The sequence below is a fragment of the Ponticoccus litoralis genome, from assembly GCF_039769985.1.
Lineage (GTDB): Bacteria > Pseudomonadota > Alphaproteobacteria > Rhodobacterales > Rhodobacteraceae > Ponticoccus > Ponticoccus litoralis.
Map to the genome: position 1 here is coordinate 151,298 of NZ_JBDNCH010000002.1, position 18,465 is coordinate 169,762.

An 18,465-nucleotide genomic window follows, 5' to 3' on the forward strand; every position below is an offset into this window, starting at 1 on the left:
CTCTGGCACATCTTGGCGCGAAAAGGAGCTCGCCCATGCCGCAACTGTCGACCCGCATCACCTCGCTCAACGAAGGCGGCTCCGACGGGTGGGAGGTCTTCTACCGCGCCCGGGCCCTTGTCGCCGCAGGCGAGCAGGTGACAGAGCTGACCATCGGGGAACACGACATCCGCACCGACAGCGCCGTTCTGGATGCGATGAATGCCTCCGCGCAGGGCGGCCATACGGGCTATGCCATGGTGCCGGGCATCGCGCCCCTGCGGGCGGAAATCGCCGCCCGCGTCACCGCCCGCACCGGCGTGCCCACCGGCGCCGCCAATGTGCTCATCACCCCCGGCGGACAGGCCGCGCTCTTTGCCGCGCATCTGGCGGTTCTCGATCCCGGCGACACGGCGCTCTACATCGATCCCTTCTATGCGACCTATCCCGGCACCATCCGCGCGGCCTCGGGTGTGGCGGTGCCGGTCCGAACCCGGGCCGCAAACGCCTTCCTGCCCTCGGCGCAGGCCATCGAGGAACTGGCCTTCGAACACGAAGCCCGCAGCCTGCTGATCAACACGCCCAACAACCCGACCGGCACGGTCTATCCCGCCGACTGCCTGCAGGCCATCGCCGCCGCCTGCCAGCACCGCGACCTCTGGCTGATCTCGGACGAGGTCTACGACACACAGGTCTGGGAAGGCGCGCATCTCTCGCCGCGTGCCCTGCCGGGCATGGCGGAGCGCACGCTGGTCGTGGGGTCCATGTCCAAAAGCCACGCCATGACCGGCTCGCGCATTGGCTGGATCGTCGCACCGGAACCGGTGATCGAGCGCCTGATCGACCTCGCGACAAACACCACCTACGGTGTCCCCGGCTTCATCCAGGACGCGGCGCTCTTCGCCCTGCGCACCGGAGACGGTCCCGAGGCGGCGGTCTCCGCGCCCTTCCTGCGCCGCCGGGCCCGCGTGCTCGAGGAACTGGCGCGGCACGAGTCCGTTACCGCGATCCCCTCTCAGGGCGCCATGTACCTGATGCTGGACATCCGCCGCACTGGCCTCTCGGGCCGTGCCTTCGCCGAGGCGCTTCTGGACGCGCGCCGCATCGCGGTGATGCCCGGCGAAAGCTTCGGCCAATCCGCCGCGGGGCATATCCGCGTCGCCCTGACCGTCGACGATGACAGCCTTGTCCGGGCGATCCGCTGCCTCTGCACCTTCGCGCGGGAATACGCCGACGCCGCGTGAGGCCCCCGCCCCGCGCGCTCATGCCCGGCCAAACGGCCCCTGCGATGCCCACCGTCCCGACAAAGCCCGTCGGCCTCCGTGCTCATGCCCGGACCATCCTCTCCGCGCCCCCTGTCCGGGCGGCCCCGATCTGCGCACCCCCGCACCAACCGTACCGGAAACCGCCCCGTGCTTCGCTGCAATGCGCATATCCTGTCCGACACCCGGGCCGCACCGCAGGGCCTTGGACCCTCGCCAAAGCCGCATCCCACCCGCCGGGCGCGCCGCAAGGCCCCACTGCGCCATCCGGCAACGAAAAACGCCGCCCCCGGCGGGGGCGGCGTCTGTCACGTCCGGGTGGGCCGAACGGCCCGCATGACCGGCCTCAGCCGACCAGTTCGAGACCCGAGAAGAAATAGGCGATCTCTTCCTTGGCGGTATCCGGCGCGTCCGATCCGTGGACCGAGTTCTCGCCAACCGATTCCGCGAACTCTGCGCGGATCGTGCCCGGCGCCGCATCGGCGGGGTTGGTCGCGCCCATGACTTCGCGGTTCTTCAGGATGGCGCCCTCGCCTTCCAGGACCTGTGCCACGATCGGGGCCGAGGCCATGAACTCGCACAGTTCGTCATAGAAGGGACGCGACGCGTGCACCTTGTAGAACTCGCCCGCCTGGGCCTTGGTCAGGTGGATCCGCTTCTGCGCGATGATGCGCAGGCCCGCCTCCTCGAACTTGGCATTGATCTTGCCGGTCAGGTTGCGGCGGGTTGCATCGGGCTTGATGATCGAAAAGGTGCGCTCGAGGGCCATGATAGTCTCCAATATGGGGGCCGGAACACCCCGGCCGAATTCTGCGCCGCCGCCTAGCACGGGTCGGCGCTCAAGAAAAGCCCGCAACGCCATTCCCCGCGCAGCGCCCGACCGGAACAATCCCCCCGACCAACTTCTCTGGTCTTGCCAATACCTCGGGGGCGCGCTCCGCGCGCGGGGGCAGAGCCCCCTCTCCGTCGCCGGCCCCGAAACACCGATACGGCGTGACCCGGGGCCGGCGGGCGGGCGCCTTTGCGCCAGCAAACAGTCCCGCCCCGGTCCCGCAATCCCGGCTCCACCGGCCCTGTCCGGCGCAATCGCGGCCCCAGGCAACGCTCCGGTCGCGCACCCCCACTGGCCCCTCCCGAAACCCTCTGCTAAAGCGCCTCCATGTTGCGCATCCAGTCCATAGGCTACTCGGTCGAGGGCCGCCCTCTCTTCGAAGAGGCCTCCGCCACCATCCCCACCGGCCACAAGGTCGGCCTCGTGGGGCCAAACGGCGCGGGCAAGACCACGCTCTTCCGGATCATCCGGGGCGAACTCACCCTCGACACCGGCTCGATCGACCTGCCGTCGCGCGCCCGCATCGGCGGCGTCAGCCAGGAGGTGCCCTCCTCCGAGACCACGATCCTCGACACGGTGCTCGCCGCCGACGCGGAACGCGCCGCCCTGATGGCCGAGGCGGAAACCGCCGAGGGCCACCGCATGGCCGAGGTCCAGACACGGCTGGCCGACATCGACGCATGGTCCGCCGAGGCCCGCGCCTCCACCATCCTGCGCGGCCTCGGGCTTTGAACCCGAGGAACACAGGAATCCCTGCTCCGCCTATTCCGGCGGCTGGCGGATGCGCGTGGCGCTGGCAGGTGTGCTCTTCGCCCAGCCCGACCTGCTGCTTCTGGACGAACCGACCAACTACCTCGACCTCGAAGGCGCGCTCTGGCTGGAATCCTATCTTGCGAAATACCCGCATACGGTGATCGTCATCAGCCACGACCGCGGCCTTCTCAACCGCGCCGTGGGCAGCATCCTGCACCTCGAGGACCGCAAGCTGACCTATTACGGCACGCCCTACGACGGCTTCGTCAAGCTGCGCGCCGAAAAGCGCGCCCAGCAGGCCGCCACGGCGAAAAAGCAGCAGGACCGCCGCGATCACCTGCAAAGCTTCGTCGACCGCTTCCGCGCCAAGGCCACCAAGGCCAAGCAGGCGCAGGCACGCCTGAAGATGATCGAGCGCATGGACATGGTCACCGCCCCCGAAGAGGCGGCCAAGCGCGTCTTCACCTTCCCGCAGCCCGACGAGCTTTCCCCGCCGATCATCAATATCGACGGCGGCGCCACGGGCTATGACGGCAAGGCGGTCCTGCACCGCCTGAACCTGCGCATCGACCAGGACGACCGCATCGCGCTTCTGGGCAAGAACGGTCAGGGCAAATCCACCCTCTCCAAGCTGCTGGCCGACCGGCTGCCGCTGCTCGACGGCCAGATGAGCCGCTCGTCCAAGCTGCGCATCGGCTATTTCGCCCAGCATCAGGTCGACGAGCTGCACCTGGACGAGACGCCGCTTCAGCACCTGCAGCGCGAACGCCCCGACACGCCGCCCGCCAAGCTGCGCGCCCGCCTCGCGGGCTTCGGCCTTCAGGCCGCGCAGGCCGACACCGAGGTGGCGCGCCTTTCTGGTGGGCAGAAGGCGCGCCTCTCGCTGCTTCTGGCCACGCTGGACGCGCCGCATCTGCTGATCCTCGACGAGCCGACCAACCACCTCGATATCGAAAGCCGCGAGGCGCTGATGGAGGCGCTGACCGCCTACAACGGCGCGGTGATCCTCGTCAGCCACGACATGCACCTGCTGTCCATGGTGGCCGACCGGCTCTGGCTGGTCTCCAACGGCACGGTCAAGCCCTACGAGGACGACCTCGACGCCTATCGCGCCCTGCTTCTCTCTCCCGACGCGCCCGCGAAACCGGCCAAGCCCGTGGAAAAGCCCAAGCGCCCCTCCCGCGACCGCATCCTCGAGCTGCGCGCCGAGGTGCGCAAATGCGAGGGCCGCGTCGAAAAGCTCGAAGAAATGCGCGAGAAGCTGGCGCAGAAACTGGCGGACCCGGCGCTCTACGAAGACGGGCGGGCCAACGAACTCGCGACCTGGAACAAGAAATACGCCGAGGTCATGGACGGGCTGCACAAGGCCGAAGGCCTCTGGATGGCGGCACAGGAACACCTCGACAAGGCCGAGACCGCCTGAAGCCGGCGGGCAGGACAAGGGGCAGCGCCGCCGGTCGACCCGGGCGCAAAGGGCACGCAGCCCGGCCCCCCTTCGCCCGGCAGCTCCCCCGCCCTGCCCCTTCGACGCGCGGGCGTCAGCCCCGATGCCGCCGGACCGGCCTGCGCCTCAACTCAGCGGCCCCCGGTCCGGCCCGACCCGACGCCCCCCGCACCCCGCACCCCGCCCCGGCATGGCCAGGGCGCCGGAAGCATTGCGCGGGCGTCAAAGCTGTTCTAGCCATTCAGGATGGATCAGACCTTCCTCATCGGCGCCTTCGCGACGCTCTTCGTGGTGATCGACCCGATAGGCCTCGCGCCCATCTTCATCGCGCTGACCGCCGACACCGATGATCGGCACCGCCGGGCGGTGGCGCTGCGGGCGGTGCTGATCGCGGGCAGCCTGCTGACACTCTTCGCCTTCTTCGGAGAAGCGGTGCTGGGGTTCATCGGCATCTCGATGCCCGCCTTCCGCATCGCAGGCGGCATCCTGCTGTTCCTCACCGCGCTCGACATGCTGTTCGAGCGCCGCACCAAGCGCCGCGAGGATCAGGCCGACGAGGAGGACTTCCCCGACCCCTCGGTCTTTCCCATCGCCATCCCGCTGATCGCCGGACCCGGAGCCATCGCCACGATGATCCTGCTGGCGGGCCGGGCCGAGGGCGCGCTCGGCATGGCCGCCGTGCTTGGCGTCATGGCCGCCGTCCTCATGCTGGCCCTGCTGCTGTTCCTCTCCGCCGGCGTGATCGAACGCGGCCTCGGGCGGACCGGCATCAATGTCGTCACGCGCCTTCTGGGCATGCTGCTCGCCGCGCTGTCGGTCCAGTTCGTTCTGGACGGGTTGCGCGACTTCGGGTTGGCCAGCGGCGCCTGAGCGGCCCGCCGCCCCTGACATTCCGCCGCCCGAGGCCTATATCTGACGGGACCTGCGAGGAGACCGCCCATGTCCGGAGACCAGATCGGCAACCTGATCTACCTCAGCGTGCTGGGGGCGGCGCTTCTGACCTGGCTGCTGGTCAGGGGCAGGCTGAACCTGAACAAGATGGCCCAGCACATGGCGGCCTGGGTGTTGATCTTCTTCGGCACCATTGCCGCCATTGGCCTGTGGGAGGATGTGCGCAGCACCGTCCTGCCACGGCAATCAGTCTTCGGAGAAGAGGGCCGCATCGAACTGCCCCGCGCCGAGGACGGCCATTACTACATCACCCTGGAGGTCAATGGCACGCCGACCCGCTTCGTCGTGGACACCGGCGCCTCCGCCGTGGTGCTGACGGCGCGGGACGCGCAGCGGGCCGGGCTGGCGACCGGGGACCTCGTGTTCCTCTCCAGCGCCATGACCGCGAACGGATCGGTCCGGACGGCTCCGGTCACGCTGGACAGCCTGGCGCTCGGACCCATCGTCGACAGACGGATGCCCGCCTATGTGAACGGCGGCGAGATGGAGACCTCGCTGCTGGGCATGACCTACCTAGACCGCTTCGCCCGGGTGGAAATCGCCAACGACCGGATGATCCTGCAACGCTGACACCAGCGCCGTTTTCTTGCAAAGAAAACGGCCCGGAAACTTTGGAAGTTTCCGGGTCCCGATCAGGTCTCGGCCTTCTTTTCCCAGCGCCCCGATTCTTCCGACCAGTATTGCGCCGCACAACCCGCCTTCTTCAGCGCCGTCCACTGCCCGCGCGCCACCTGCAGGGCGCTTTCGTCGTGGCCGTCGAACAGCACGCAGACCCGCTCCAGCCGGTCGACCTCCTCGGACAGCAGCCGCGCGCCGTCGACGGTCATCAGGCAGGCCGGATCGTTCGCGGCCTCCTGCCCCTCGGTGCACAGAAGCACCGGCTGATCGGCGTCATGCGGCCCACCCGCCAGCCCGTGCGGCAGGAACCCCTCCTCGGGGCCCTGCCAGAGCGCCTCGTCCAGCCAGGCCATCCGCCCCGGCTCGGTGCCGCGCACCGCCACCCGCCAGCCGGCCTGTGCCGAGCGCTCCAGCAGCACGCGCAGCGTCTCCTGCATGGGACGCCGCGTCAGGTGATAGAAGTAGGCCGCGCCCAAGGGCCTCAGTCCTGCTCGAAGCGGTCGCGCACCAGCCGGTCCAGCGCCATGACGCCCCAGCCCGTGGCGCCCTTGGGCGACAGGGTGGTCTCGGCAGAGACCTGGGCCACACCCGCGATATCCAGGTGGATCCACGGCGTGCCGTCCTTGACGAAACGCTGCAGGAACTGCGCCGCTGTGATCGCTCCCGCGGGCCGCCCGCCGACGTTCTTCACGTCCGCCTTCTGCGACTTCAGCTGGTCGTCATAGGCCTTGCCCAGCGGCAGACGCCACGCGCCCTCGCCCTCGGCCTCGGCGGCGGCCAGGAAATCCGCCGCCAGCCTGTCGTCGTTGGAAAACACCGCCGCGTTCTCGTGCCCCAGCGCGATGATGCAGGCGCCGGTCAGGGTGGCGAGGTCGATCATCGCCGCCGGTTTCTCGGAAAGCTGCGCGTGCCACATCACGTCGGCCAGCACCAAACGCCCCTCGGCATCGGTGTTGATCACCTCGATGGTGTCGCCCTTCATCGAGGTCACGATGTCGCCGGGCCGCTGCGCGCGGTCGCTGGGCATGTTCTCGACAAGGCCGACCATGCCGACCACATGCGCCTTGGCCTTGCGCAGCGCCAGCGTCTTCATCACACCCGAGACCACGCCCGCGCCGCCCATGTCCATGGTCATGTCCTCCATGCCCGCGGCGGGCTTCAGCGAGATGCCGCCGGTGTCGAAGACCACGCCCTTGCCGATCAGCGCCAGAGGCGCCCCCTCGGCGCCCTTCCAGCGCATCACCACGACCTTGGAGGGCATGGCCGAGCCCATGCCGACACCCAGCAAAGCGCCCATGCCCATCTCGGCCAGCCGATCCTCTTCCAGCACCTCGACCTCCAGCCCGGTCTCGCGCAGCGCCTCCAGCCGCGCGGCGAACTCCTCGGTGCCCAGCACGTTGGTCGGCTCCGACACCAGGTCGCGGGTGAAGAAGACCCCCTCGGCCACGGCTCGCGCGGTGGCATAGGCCTCGCCCGCTTCCTCCGCGCCCTTGCACATGACAACCGAAGCCGCCGGACCCTCGGCAGGTTCGGACTTGCGCGCGGTGAAGGCATAGCCCTTCAGCGCCAGCCCCAGCGCGATCTGCGCGGGCCGCCGCGTGCCTTCCGCCAGCAGCGTCACGCCCGCCTTGCCGGCGGCCTTGGCCAGCGCCGCGCCCGCCCTGCGCGCCTCCGCGACCGAAGGCCGGCGCGGCAGCTTCACGATATCGACACCCTCGGCCGCCATACCCGCGGGCCATGCCAGCGACAGCACCGCGCCGACCTCGAGCTTCTCCCGGGCCTCGCTCTCGACCGCGCGGGCCAGGGCGCCCTTGGTCAGGCGGCTCAGACGCCGCGCCGCGGGGCTCAGCGTGCCCTCCGCCGGGATCAGCACCGCCACGCGGCCCGTGGCCCCGGCCAGCGCCTCGATATCCACATCGGCAAAGGTGATCTCACGCAGGTCGGTCATGGGGGCTCTCCATATGCTTGTTCGTGCCAAGAGGTAACGCGCCCCCGGACAATGGCCAGAGCCGCCAGGACCACCCGGCCCCGCCGGACGCTCCCCCGGGTTTTCTTCTGTCCGGAAATATCCCGGGGGAGGCCCGCAAGGGCCGGGGGCAGAGCCCCCTGCCCGCCGGACAAGATGCGCCGCCGCCACATCTTTATCCCCCCGGTGCGATCCGCTAGTCTCGCCCCGATCCGCATGGTCTGGGGGGACCGCCGTTTTGCAGAGATTCGACAGATACGTCCTGTCGCAACTGATGGTGTTGTTCGGCTTCTTCGCCCTGGTCCTGGTCTCCGTCTACTGGGTGAACCGGGCGGTGATCCTGTTCGACCGTCTGGTGTCCGACGGTCACACCGCTGGCGTCGTGCTGGAATTCACGGCGCTGTCGCTGCCCGCCGTCATCGCGCTGGTGCTGCCCATGGCGGGCTTTGCCGCGGCGGTCTACGTCACCAACCGCCTGTCCGGCGATTCAGAGCTGACCGTGGTCAAGGCCACCGGCTTCTCGCCCCGGCGGCTGGCCCGTCCGGTTCTGGCCTTCGGGCTGATCCTCGGGCTGATCCTGTCGATCCTGACCCATGTGCTGGTCCCCAAGAGCATCGAGCAGCTGCGCCTGCGCGAGCAGGAAATCGCCGGGTCGATCTCGGCACGGCTGCTGCGCGAAGGCGTCTTCCTGCACCCGACGCGCGGCGTCACCTTCTACATCCGCGCCATCACCACCGAGGGCGAGTTGCAGGACGTCTTCCTCACCGACGCCCGGCAGGCGGATCGCGAGACCACCTATACGGCGGAACGCGCCTACCTGCTGCGCGACGACGACGGACCGAAACTGGTGATGCTCTCGGGCATGGCGCAGACCGTCGACCGCGAGACCGGCAGCCTGTCGACGACGAATTTCGCCGACCTGACCTATGACATCTCGGGGCTGATCACGACCGGCCCAGCCAAGCGCCGCCGGGTCGAGTACATCGGCACGCCAGAGCTTCTGATGCGCACGCATCAGGTCGCCGAAGAGATCGGCGACACCCCCGGCGAAGTCCTCGAAGAGGCGCATATGCGCTTCCAGCTGCCGCTGCTGGCGCTGATCGCGCCGCTGATCGGCTTTTCCACGCTGATCGCGGGCGGGTTCTCGCGCTTCGGGGTGACGAAGCAGATCGTTCTCGCCATCTTCCTGCTGGTGCTGGTGAAACTGGTGGAAAGCGGCGTGACGGGACAGGTGAAGGACAATGGCGCGCTCTGGCCGCTGATCTACCTGCCCAGCCTCTTCGGGGCCGCCATCGCCACGGCCTTTCTGTGGCACGCGGGCCGCAGCGGCAGACCGGCGCGGCGCCACGCTCCGGCAGAGGGCATCGCCGCATGACCCTGCATCTCTATTTCGCGCGGCGCTTCCTGCTGCTGTTCCTCGGCATCCTTACCGTCTTCGCCCTGTTCCGGGGCCTGCTGGACCTGATCGAAGAGGTCGAGCCGCTACGACAACGTGGGCTTCGGACAGGTGCTGCACCTGGTGCTGCTGAAACTGCCCGAAGGCCTGTACGAGATCGTCCCGCTGGTGATGATCCTCGCGACCATCGCGATGTTCCTTGGCCTCGCGCGGTCCTCGGAACTGGTCGTGACCCGGGCGGCGGGGCGGTCGGGGCTGGTGGCCCCGGCCTCGCCCGCGCTGGTGTCCTTCCTTCTGGGCCTGCTGGTCGTGGCGGTGATGAACCCCATCGTGGCCGCGACCTCCAAGCACTATGTCGACCTGCGCGAGGCCTATCAGACCGGCAATGCCGCGGCGCTGTCGATCGGCCCGGAAGGGCTCTGGCTGCGGCAGGGCGGGCCAGAGGGTCAGGCGGTGATCCATGCCGCCCGCACCAACCCCGAGGCCACGCGGCTCTTCGATGTCTCGATTGTCGCCTATGCCCCGGCAGGCGGTCCCGAGGACCCGCATCCTCGCGGAAGAGGCCGAGCTTCAGGGCGGCGAATGGATCCTGACCAATGCCAAGGCCTGGCCGCTGGCGGCGGGCCTCAACCCCGAACTGGGGGCGCAGGAACACGAAACCCTCGCAATTTCCTCGACCCTGACGCAGGAAAGCATTCGCGACCGCTTCGGCAAGCCCTCTGCGGTGGCCATCTGGGACCTGCCCGCCTTCATCGCCGACCTCGACGCTTCCGGCTTTTCCGCGCGGCGGCACATCGTCTGGCTGAACATGGAAATGGCCCGCCCGCTGTTCCTTGTGGCGATGACGCTGATCGGCGCCGCCTTCACCATGAGACCCACCCGACTGGGGCGCACGGGGCTGGCCGTACTGTCGGCGGTTCTGCTTGGCTTCGGTCTTTATTACGTGCGAAACTTCGCCCAGATCATGGGGGAGAACGGCCAGTTGGCACCACAAATCGCGGCCTGGGTGCCACCGGTGGCCTCTGTCCTGCTCGCGCTGGGGCTTGTACTGCACATGGAGGACGGATGACGCGTCTGACCCGCCGCCTTGCGACTCTTTTGTCGTTTTGCCTCGCACTGGCCACCGCGCCTGCCATGGCCCAGCCGACCGACGGCGCCGGTGACGGCCCCGCCCTTCTGGTCGCCGACGACCTCTTCGTCGAGGGCGAGGACAGGCTGGTGGCCACCGGAAACGTCGAGGCCCTGCAAGGCGGGTATCGCCTGATCGCCACCCGGATCACCTATGATGGCAGCGCCGACCAGCTGGTCATCGAAGGCCCGATCCGCGTGCTGGACGAGGCGGGCAACCTGGTGACCGCCGACCGCGCCGAAATGGATCAGGCGCTGGAAAACGGCATCCTGACGGGCGCGCGCATGGTGCTGGACCAGCAGCTTCAGCTGGCCTCGGTCGAGGCCCGCCGGGTCGAAGGCCGATACACGCAGCTCAGCCGCGTCGTCGCCACCTCGTGCCAGGTCTGCGGGCCGAACGGCGTGCCGCTCTGGCAGATCCGCGCCGCGCGGGTCGTGCACGACCAGCAGGCGCAGCAGCTTTACTTCGACAATGCCACCTTCCACATCGGGCGGGTGCCGGTCTTCTACTTCCCGCGCATCCGCCTGCCCGACCCGACGCTGGCGCGCGCGCGCGGCCTGCTGATCCCGACCTTCCGCTCGACCACCCTGCTGGGGCTTGGCGTGAAGGTGCCCTATTTCATCCCCATCGGCGACCATCAGGACGTGACCCTGATCCCCTACCTGTCGCCCAAGACCCGCACGATGGAATTCCGCTATCGCCGCGCCTTCCGCTACGGCGACCTGACGCTGACCGGCGGGCTGTCGCGGGACACGCTGCAGCCCGAGGCGCTGCGCGGCTACCTCTTCGCCGAGGGGCGCTTCGACCTGCCGGACGACTTCAAGCTGGAATTCGATCTCGCCTCGGTCAGCGACGAATCCTACCTCAACGACTACGGCATCAGCTCCAAGGACCGGCTGGCCAGCTCGGTCGCCGTGACGCGGGTCAAACGGGACGTCTTCATGCAGGCCAGCATCGTCAACTACCAGACGCTGCGCGACCTCGAAAGCAACGACACGCAGCCGCGGATCATGCTGGACTACTACGTCGAGCGGCGTTTCTTCCCCGCCGCCATCGGCGGCGAGCTGCGGTTGTCCGCAGAGACCCACGGCCACCTGCGCCGGTCGAAGCTGGACGTCGACGGACCGGATGACGACGACGAGGTCGACGGTCGCGATGTGGCGCGGCTGAACGCCGAACTCAGCTGGCGCGACCGCTGGACCGTCGGGCCGGGTCTGCGCATGGGGGTCACCGGGCATCTCTGGGCCGACCGTTTCATCACCGAACAGGACGCGACCTCGGACCGCGATGTCGCCAGCCTGACGCCGGGCGCCGCGGTGGAACTGCGCTGGCCGCTGCAACGGCGCGGCTTCGACGGCGGCCGGACCCTTCTGGAGCCGGTGGTCCAGCTTGGCTGGGTCGGCGGCGAGCGCAAGGCCAACCCCAACGACGAAAGCACCCGCGTCGACTTCGACGAGGCCAACCTGCTGTCGCTGTCGCGCTTCCCGGCTCCCGACCGCAGAGAACGCGGCACCACCCGGCGGCGGGCCTGCGCTGGATGCATCAGGCCCCGGCGGGATGGACCGCGGCCCTGACCTTCGGTCAGGTCTGGCGCACGGAAGAGGACTCCGAATTCTCGCTGTCCTCCGGTCTCAGCCGCGAAACCGTGTCGGACCTGCTGATCGCCGGGCGCTTTTCGGCGCCCTTCGGGCTGACCATCAGTGCCCGGGGCCTGCTGGACAAGGATGCCCGGTTCAACAAGGCAGAGGCGCTGGCCAGCTGGTCCAACAGCCGCCTCGACCTGAACGCCTCCTACCTGCTTCTGGTCCGCGACAACGACGAGGACCGCGCCAGCGGACAGTCGGAATGGACCTTCGACAGCACCTATCAGGTCAGCCGCCACTGGGCGGCCTCGACCGAGGCGCGCTACGACCTTGCCGACCGGCGGCTTGACCGCCTTGGCCTTGGCCTGCAATACCGCAATGAATGCATCGAGGTCGGGTTCGCGGCGCGGCGCAACTATGCGTCCGCCTCGAACCTCGAACCCTCGACCGATTTCGATCTGACCGTCGCGCTGAAAGGCTTTAGCACCGGCGGCAGTGCCAAGGAGTACCGACGCACATGCGCCTTCTGACCCGTCTCCTCGCCCCGGCCGCGCTGGCCATGGCCGCCGTCCTCGCCCAGCCGCAGGCGGCGCCCGCGCAGGGCCTCTTCGCGCCCGCGATCATCGTCAACGATCAGGTCATCACAGGCTATGAACTGGAGCAGCGGCAGCGCATGCTGTCGGTGCTGCGGGCGCCGGGCGACGTCACCAAGCTGGCCCGCGAGCAGTTGATCGACGACCGCCTGCGGATGCAGGCCGCCCGCGCCAACGGCGTGGTCGTCGACGAAGAGGCCGTCGCCGCCGGGATGGAGGAATTCGCAGGCCGCGCCAACCTGACACGCGCCGAGTTCACGAAGGCGCTGGCCGCCTCCGGCGTCGCCGAGGAAACCTTCCGCGACTTCGTCAGCGCCGGCGTGGCATGGCGCGAGGTCGTGCGCGCCCGCTTTGCCTCGCGGGCTTCCATCGACGAGGCAGAGATCGACCGCGCCATCTCCCGGCAGGGCGGCGGCAGCAGCGTGCGCGTTCTGCTGTCCGAGATCATCATGCCGATGCCCCCGCAGCAGGAAACCACCGTGCGCGACCGTGCCAACCGCATCGCGCAGCTGCGCTCGACCTCGGCCTTCTCGGAACAGGCGCGGCGCTTCTCGGCCACCGCCTCGCGCGGCAACGGCGGGCGCCTGCCCCGGCAGGACCTGACAGAGCTGCCGCCGCCGCTGCAGCCGCTGGTTCTGGGTCTCGCCCCCGGAGAGGTCACCGACCCGATCCCGCTGCAGGGCGCCATCGCGCTGTTCCAGCTGCGCGACATCGAGGAGGGCGCCTATACCGCGCCCGAGGTCTCGGCCATCGAATATGCCGCCTACTACATGGCGGGCGGGCGTTCGGCAGAGACACTGGCCGTGGCGCGGGTGCTTGCGGGCAAGGTCGACCGCTGCGACGACCTCTATGGCGTGGCCAAGGGCCAGCCGGCCAGCGTTCTGGACCGGGGCACCCTGCCCATCGACCAGATCCCCACGGATATCGCCTACGAACTGTCCAAGCTCGACCCCGGCGAGGTTTCCACGGCGCTGACACGGGCGAACGGCCAGACACTGGTCTTCCTGATGCTCTGCGGGCGCACCAGTGCCATTGCCGAAGAAGCCGACCGCGAGCGGATCACCGTGGGCCTGCGCAACCAGCGCCTGACCGCGCTGGCGGACGGCTACCTCGCGCAGCTGCGCGCCGACGCCCGCATCCTCGACCAATGACGGCATCCGGCGCGCGCCGCGCCATCGCGCTCAGCTGCGGCGAACCGGCAGGCATCGGCCCCGAACTGGCCGAGGCCGCATGGCAGGGGCTGGGCGCCTCGGTACCCTTCTTCTGGATCGGCGACCCGGCGCATCTGCCGGGCACCGTCCCGCATGTGGTCCTGACCGACCCGGAAGAGGCCGTCACGGTGGCCGCCTCTGCCCTGCCCGTCCTGCCGCTGGACATGCCCGGCGCCCGCGTGCCCGGCACGCCGGTCGCCAGCCATGCGGCGGGCGTGGTAGAGGCCATCGCGCGCGGCGTCTCTCTGGTGACCGGGGGACGGGCGGCGGCGCTCTGCACCCTGCCGATCCACAAGAAGGCGCTGGCGGACGGCTGCGGCTTCGCCTACCCGGGCCATACGGAATACCTCGCCCATCTCGCGGGCGCCGAGGAGGTGGTGATGATGCTGGCCTCCGACCGGCTGCGGGTGGTGCCGGCCACGATCCATATCCCGCTGTCGGACGTCCCCGCCGCGCTGACACCCGCCCTGCTGGAAAAGCGCCTGCGCATCACCCACCGCGCCCTGCAAGAGCAGTTCGGCATCGCCGCGCCCCGCATCGCGGTGGCCGGGCTGAACCCGCACGCCGGTGAAGGCGGGCGCATGGGCCACGAGGACGAGACGGTGATCGCCCCGGTTCTCGACCGCCTGCGCGCCGAGGGCATGGACCTGCGCGGCCCCCTGCCCGCCGACACCATGTTCCACGACCGCGCCCGCGCCGGATACGACGCGGCGGTCTGCATGTACCACGATCAGGCCCTGATCCCGATCAAGACGCTGGATTTCGACGAGGGGGTGAACGTGACGCTGGGCCTTCCTTTCGTGCGCACCTCGCCCGACCACGGCACCGCCTTCGACATCGCGGGCAAGGGTCTGGCGAATCCCTCTTCGACCATCGCCGCCCTGCGGCTGGCGGCGCGCCTGTCATGAGCGTCGAGACCCTGCCGCCCCTGCGCGAGGTCATCGCCAAGCACCAGCTGTCCGCGCGCAAGGCGCTAGGGCAGAACTTCCTCCTGGATCTGACCCTGACCGCCCGCATCGCCCGCATTCCCGGCGACCTCTCGGGCATGGACGTGTTGGAAGTCGGCCCCGGCCCCGGCGGCCTGACGCGCGGGCTTCTGTCGGAAGGCGCGCGCCGCGTGCTGGCCATCGAGAAAGACCCGCGCTGCCTGCCGGCGCTGGCCGAGATCGCCGAGGCCGCGCCGGGCCGCCTTCAGGTCATCGAGGGCGACGCGCTCGAGGTCGACGCGCTGGCACATTTGACGCCGCCCATCGCGATCTGCGCCAACCTGCCCTACAACGTCGGCACCGAACTCTTGATCCGCTGGCTGACGCCGCCCGAATGGCCGCCCTTCTGGTCCTCGCTCACGCTGATGTTCCAGAAAGAGGTGGCAGAGCGCATCACCGCCGAGCCGGGATCGAAGGCCTATGGCCGCCTCGCGATCCTGTCGCAATGGCGCGCGACCCCGCGCATCGCGCTGACCCTGCCGCCCGGCGCCTTTACCCCGCCACCCAAGGTCTCCTCGGCGGTGGTCCACCTGACTGCCCTGCCCGAGCCGCGCTTCCCCGCCCAGCCCAGTGCTGCTGGAACGTGTGGTCGCCGCCGCCTTCAACCAGCGGCGCAAGATGCTGCGGGCGGCGCTGAAGGGCCTCGCCCCCGACATCGAGGACCGGCTGCATACGGCGGGCATCGCCCCCACCGAGCGCGCCGAGCGCGTCCCGCTGGAGGCCTTCTGCGCCCTCGCCCGGACCTTCGAATAGCACCATAGACCGTTTCCCAGAACGCAAAGCGCCGCCACGGTTTCCCGGGCGGCGCCTTTCGATCTCGGTCTGCGGTGTTACTCTGCCGCGGCGTCCGGGCTCTGAGGAGTCTCGGTGGCGGGCGCCTCCGAAGCCTCGGCCTTGGGCTGGCGCGGCTTGCGCGGGGCACGCGGCTTGCGCGGCTTGGGCGCGGGCTTGGGCGCCTCGTCCTTCGTCTCTTCGGCGGGCTTGGTCTCGGCCCGCGACTCCGGCGTTTCGACAAGGCCAGAGCCGTCGTCGTCCCCGCCAACCATGTCGAAGATGTCCGGCTGCGGCGCATCCGAGGGGTCCACGGCGGGTTGCTGGCGGCGGCGCGAAGGCTGGCGCTCGCCCTTTTCCTTCGCCTCGGGGGCGCTGGTGCCGACCTCGGGCTGATCACCCTCGTCCGGGCGCTGGTCGCCGTCGTTCTGGTCGCGCTGGTTGCGATCGCGGTCACGCTGGGCCTGACGCTCGCGGTTCTCGCGCTCCTGCTGCTCGCGCCGCTGATCCTGCTCACGCTGTGCTTCGCTCAACATGCGCAGGTAATGCTCCGCATGCTGCTGGAAGTTCTCGGTCGCGACCCTGTCATTGCCCAGCGAGGCATCGCGGGCCAATTGGTTGTACTTGTCGATAATCTGCTGCGGCGTACCGCGCACCTTGCCCTCGGGGCCGCTGCTGTCGAACACGCGGTTGACGACATTGCCCAGTGAGTTGCGGTTACGGTTGTTCTTGTTCCGCGAGCGGGATTTGGATGAACGCATGTTTTCTGGTATCCAGCCTTTTTTCTTCGGCTTGGTGAGCGGCTGCGCCACAGGGGCGCCAAATTTCGTTCCGTCACCGTGATGTATGGCTTGGCGTCGAGCCGGATCGGCGTGTTGCCCATCGACTGCCCGACTGACAGTGAATATGCACACGGACATGCCTCAGACAAGCCCAAATCCGTGTCGAAACCGTTGAAACCGGCGATTTAACGCGGGAAATCGCCAGTTTCCCACAGGTTTTTTCGCCCCGGCGCGCGGTCTCAGCGCGGCGCGACCCCGGTGACAACCCGATCGCGCCCGTCGATATCGGGCACCACCCGCACCTTGCGCAGGCCCGCCTGCGCAAACAGCTGCGACACCGCCATGCCCTGCGCCGCGCCGATTTCGACCACCAGGCGGCCCCCCGGCGCCAGCCAGGACGAATAGCCTTCGAGGATGGCGTGATAGGCGGTCAGCCCGTCCGCCTCGTCCGTCAGGGCCAGCCGGGGCTCGTGATCGCGCACCTCCGGCGTCAGGAAGGGCATCTCGTTCACCGCGATATAGGGCGGGTTCGACACGATCAGGTCGAAGCTCTCGGTCGAGCCCCGCAGCGGCTCGTACCAGCTGCCCTCTTCCAGAGCGGCCCGCGACTCCAGCCCCAGCGCGTTGCGGTTCCACATGGCCACGTTCAGCGCCTCGGCGCTGAGGTCCGTACCGATGCCCACCGCCGTCTCGCGCTCGGACAAAAGCGTCAGCAGGATGCACCCCGACCCGGTGCCCGGGTCCAGCACCGTGGAAAAGGGTTGCGCCAGTGCCACCTCGATCAGCGTCTCGGTCTCGGGGCGCGGGTCCAGAACCTCGGGCGTGACGAGGAAGTCGCGCCCGTAGAACATCCGCCGTCCGACCAGATGGCTGACCGGCACATGGTCGGCGCGCCGCTCGATCAGGGTCAGGTAGACAAGCTCCTGCTCGGGATCGACCGGTTCCGGAAGGACCAGCGTCAGGCGTCCCGGCGGGACCTTCAGCACATGCGACAGCAGCCGCCGGGCATCGCGGCCCGGATCGGGGATGTCCTCGCCCGCCAGCCGCGCCGTTCCTTGCGCCAGAAGGTCAGAGCCCCGCATTGCCACCTGCCCCGCGCAAATTCCATCCATGGAATTTGGCAAATTTCTTCGAAGAAATTTTCGCCGCCCGGGTCACAGCTGCATCTCCGCCAGCTGTGCCGCCTGATGTTCGGCCGTCAGCGCATCGACGATCTCGTCGAGGTCGCCCTGAAGGATCTGCTCCAGCCGGTAGAGCGTCAGTCCGATGCGGTGATCTGTCATGCGCCCCTGCGGAAAGTTATAGGTGCGGATGCGCTCGGACCGGTCGCCGGACCCGACCTGCGCCTTGCGGTCGGCAGAGCGCGCGCTCTCGGCCTTCTGCCGCTCCATGTCGAAAAGACGCGCGCGCAGCACCTGCATGGCAATCTCGCGGTTACGGTGCTGCGACTTCTCGGAAGAGGTCACCACGATCCCCGAGGGGATATGGGTGATCCGCACCGCGGAATCGGTGGTGTTGACATGCTGCCCGCCCGCGCCGCTGGAGCGCATGGTGTCGATGCGGATCTCGTTCGGGTCGATGCGGATATCGAGTTCTTCGGCCTCGGGCAGCACGGCCACGGTGGCGGCAGAGGTGTGGATGCGCCCGCCGCTTTCGGTCTCGGGCACCCGCTGGACCCGGTGCACCCCGCTTTCGAACTTCAGACGGGCAAAGACGTTCTCTCCGACGATCCGCACCACGAGGTCGCGCACGCCGCCCAGTTCCGACAGCTGCTCTTCCACGACCTCCCAGCGCCAGCCGCGCGCCTCGGCGTAGCGCTGGTACATCCGCGCCAGATCCGACGCGAACAGCGCCGCCTCGTCGCCGCCGGTGCCGGGCCGGATCTCCAGCATCGCGGGGCGCGCGTCGGCGGCGTCCTTCGGCAGAAGCGCCAGCTGCACCGCGTGTTCGGCCTCGGGCAGACGGGCGCGCAGCTGCGGCAGCTCTTCCTCGGCCAGCGCCTTCATCTCGGGGTCGGCCAGCATCGCCTCGGCCTCGGCGATATCCTCCCGCAGGCGCTCCCACTCGGAGATCTGCGCCACCACGGGCTTCAGCTCGGCGTACTCACGCCCCAGCGCGGCAATGTCGCCCTCGCCTGTGGACATGCGCGCCTCGACATATCCGAGGCGCTCCTTGATCTGTTGCAAACGGTCTGTCGGGATCATGAGGT

The 18,465-nt window shown here is 69.0% G+C and carries 14 protein-coding genes and 3 pseudogenes; 11 read left to right on the plus strand and 6 right to left on the minus strand.

Going from position 1 to position 18,465, the window contains the following annotated elements; translation table 11 throughout:
• Window positions 1–35 precede the first annotated feature (35 nt).
• Window positions 36–1,223, plus strand: coding sequence for a pyridoxal phosphate-dependent aminotransferase (locus tag ABFB10_RS01705; protein ID WP_347165063.1), 1,188 nt, complete (start codon window positions 36–38; stop codon window positions 1,221–1,223).
• Between the two features lie 364 nt (window positions 1,224–1,587).
• Here ABFB10_RS01705 and ndk read toward each other — a convergent pair whose 3' ends face one another.
• Complete coding sequence (ndk, locus tag ABFB10_RS01710; protein ID WP_347165064.1) at window positions 1,588–2,010, minus strand: nucleoside-diphosphate kinase; 423 nt, start codon at window positions 2,008–2,010, stop codon at window positions 1,588–1,590.
• Between the two features lie 390 nt (window positions 2,011–2,400).
• On the opposite strand from ndk, the pseudogene ABFB10_RS01715 reads away from it, so the two are divergent.
• From ABFB10_RS01715 to ABFB10_RS01725, 3 genes and pseudogenes are all read left to right on the plus strand, one after another.
• Window positions 2,401–4,249: pseudogene (locus tag ABFB10_RS01715) on the plus strand (ABC-F family ATP-binding cassette domain-containing protein).
• A 267-nt stretch (window positions 4,250–4,516) separates the two neighbouring features.
• Window positions 4,517–5,140, plus strand: coding sequence for a MarC family protein (locus ABFB10_RS01720; RefSeq protein WP_347165065.1), 624 nt, complete (start codon window positions 4,517–4,519; stop codon window positions 5,138–5,140).
• 69 nt (window positions 5,141–5,209) lie between these two features.
• Window positions 5,210–5,791, plus strand: coding sequence for a retropepsin-like aspartic protease family protein (locus ABFB10_RS01725; RefSeq protein WP_347165067.1), 582 nt, complete (start codon window positions 5,210–5,212; stop codon window positions 5,789–5,791).
• Window positions 5,792–5,853: 62 nt separating this feature from the next.
• On the opposite strand, the gene ABFB10_RS01730 is transcribed toward ABFB10_RS01725, so the two are convergent.
• Together ABFB10_RS01730 and ABFB10_RS01735 are read right to left on the minus strand one after the other, a co-directional pair.
• Window positions 5,854–6,315 (minus strand): DNA polymerase III subunit chi, encoded by a 462-nt coding sequence (locus ABFB10_RS01730; RefSeq protein WP_347165068.1) that lies wholly within the window; start codon window positions 6,313–6,315, stop codon window positions 5,854–5,856.
• Between the two features lie 5 nt (window positions 6,316–6,320).
• Entirely contained in the window at window positions 6,321–7,787 is a 1,467-nt protein-coding gene (locus tag ABFB10_RS01735) for a leucyl aminopeptidase (protein ID WP_347165070.1), read from the minus strand.
• 256 nt (window positions 7,788–8,043) lie between these two features.
• On the opposite strand from ABFB10_RS01735, the gene lptF reads away from it, so the two are divergent.
• From lptF to rsmA, 7 genes and pseudogenes are all read left to right on the plus strand, one after another.
• Complete coding sequence (gene lptF, locus ABFB10_RS01740; RefSeq protein WP_347165071.1) at window positions 8,044–9,180, plus strand: LPS export ABC transporter permease LptF; 1,137 nt, start codon at window positions 8,044–8,046, stop codon at window positions 9,178–9,180.
• Window positions 9,177–10,270, plus strand: a pseudogene (lptG, locus tag ABFB10_RS01745) (LPS export ABC transporter permease LptG). Before lptF ends, lptG begins: the two are co-directional and overlap by 4 nt.
• Window positions 10,267–11,904 carry an LPS-assembly protein LptD gene (locus tag ABFB10_RS01750; RefSeq protein ID WP_347165072.1) on the plus strand — a complete coding sequence of 546 codons (1,638 nt, stop codon included), beginning with the start codon at window positions 10,267–10,269 and terminating at the stop codon, window positions 11,902–11,904. The pseudogene lptG and the gene ABFB10_RS01750 overlap by 4 nt, the downstream one beginning before the upstream one ends.
• Entirely contained in the window at window positions 11,868–12,443 is a 576-nt protein-coding gene (lptD, locus tag ABFB10_RS01755) for an LPS assembly protein LptD (protein WP_347165074.1), read from the plus strand. The genes ABFB10_RS01750 and lptD overlap by 37 nt, the downstream gene beginning before the upstream one ends.
• Window positions 12,431–13,657: a peptidylprolyl isomerase gene (locus ABFB10_RS01760; protein ID WP_347165075.1), complete on the plus strand. Its 1,227-nt coding sequence runs from the start codon at window positions 12,431–12,433 to the stop codon at window positions 13,655–13,657. Before lptD ends, ABFB10_RS01760 begins: the two co-directional genes overlap by 13 nt.
• Window positions 13,654–14,625: a 4-hydroxythreonine-4-phosphate dehydrogenase PdxA gene (gene pdxA / locus ABFB10_RS01765; RefSeq protein WP_347165076.1), complete on the plus strand. Its 972-nt coding sequence runs from the start codon at window positions 13,654–13,656 to the stop codon at window positions 14,623–14,625. Before ABFB10_RS01760 ends, pdxA begins: the two co-directional genes overlap by 4 nt.
• Window positions 14,622–15,456: pseudogene (gene rsmA, locus ABFB10_RS01770) on the plus strand (16S rRNA (adenine(1518)-N(6)/adenine(1519)-N(6))-dimethyltransferase RsmA). Before pdxA ends, rsmA begins: the two are co-directional and overlap by 4 nt.
• A 77-nt stretch (window positions 15,457–15,533) precedes the next feature.
• On the opposite strand, the gene ABFB10_RS01775 reads toward rsmA, so the two are convergent.
• The 3 genes from ABFB10_RS01775 to prfA all read right to left on the minus strand — a co-directional run bounded on the left by ABFB10_RS01775 (window position 15,534) and on the right by prfA (window position 18,460).
• A complete protein-coding gene (locus ABFB10_RS01775; RefSeq protein ID WP_347165077.1) occupies window positions 15,534–16,235 on the minus strand; it encodes a DUF4167 domain-containing protein in 702 nt (233 codons plus the stop codon).
• Between the two features lie 260 nt (window positions 16,236–16,495).
• Window positions 16,496–17,338 carry a peptide chain release factor N(5)-glutamine methyltransferase gene (prmC, locus tag ABFB10_RS01780; RefSeq protein WP_347165078.1) on the minus strand — a complete coding sequence of 281 codons (843 nt, stop codon included), beginning with the start codon at window positions 17,336–17,338 and terminating at the stop codon, window positions 16,496–16,498.
• 72 nt (window positions 17,339–17,410) lie between these two features.
• Window positions 17,411–18,460 (minus strand): peptide chain release factor 1, encoded by a 1,050-nt coding sequence (gene prfA / locus ABFB10_RS01785; protein WP_347165079.1) that lies wholly within the window; start codon window positions 18,458–18,460, stop codon window positions 17,411–17,413.
• Window positions 18,461–18,465: the final 5 nt, after the last annotated feature.

Excerpts from the sequence above, each read along its gene's own strand:
- ABFB10_RS01705 (WP_347165063.1), top strand. The coding sequence starts at position 36 with ATGCCGCAACTGTCGACCCGCATCACCTCGCTCAACGAAGGCGGCTCC.
- ndk (WP_347165064.1), bottom strand. The coding sequence starts at position 2,010 with ATGGCCCTCGAGCGCACCTTTTCGATCATCAAGCCCGATGCAACCCGC.
- ABFB10_RS01720 (WP_347165065.1), top strand. The coding sequence starts at position 4,517 with ATGGATCAGACCTTCCTCATCGGCGCCTTCGCGACGCTCTTCGTGGTG.
- ABFB10_RS01725 (WP_347165067.1), top strand. The coding sequence starts at position 5,210 with ATGTCCGGAGACCAGATCGGCAACCTGATCTACCTCAGCGTGCTGGGG.
- ABFB10_RS01735 (WP_347165070.1), bottom strand. The coding sequence starts at position 7,787 with ATGACCGACCTGCGTGAGATCACCTTTGCCGATGTGGATATCGAGGCG.
- ABFB10_RS01750 (WP_347165072.1), top strand. The coding sequence starts at position 10,267 with ATGACGCGTCTGACCCGCCGCCTTGCGACTCTTTTGTCGTTTTGCCTC.
- lptD (WP_347165074.1), top strand. The coding sequence starts at position 11,868 with ATGCATCAGGCCCCGGCGGGATGGACCGCGGCCCTGACCTTCGGTCAG.
- ABFB10_RS01760 (WP_347165075.1), top strand. The coding sequence starts at position 12,431 with ATGCGCCTTCTGACCCGTCTCCTCGCCCCGGCCGCGCTGGCCATGGCC.
- pdxA (WP_347165076.1), top strand. The coding sequence starts at position 13,654 with ATGACGGCATCCGGCGCGCGCCGCGCCATCGCGCTCAGCTGCGGCGAA.
- ABFB10_RS01775 (WP_347165077.1), bottom strand. The coding sequence starts at position 16,235 with ATGCGTTCATCCAAATCCCGCTCGCGGAACAAGAACAACCGTAACCGC.
- prmC (WP_347165078.1), bottom strand. The coding sequence starts at position 17,338 with ATGCGGGGCTCTGACCTTCTGGCGCAAGGAACGGCGCGGCTGGCGGGC.
- prfA (WP_347165079.1), bottom strand. The coding sequence starts at position 18,460 with ATGATCCCGACAGACCGTTTGCAACAGATCAAGGAGCGCCTCGGATAT.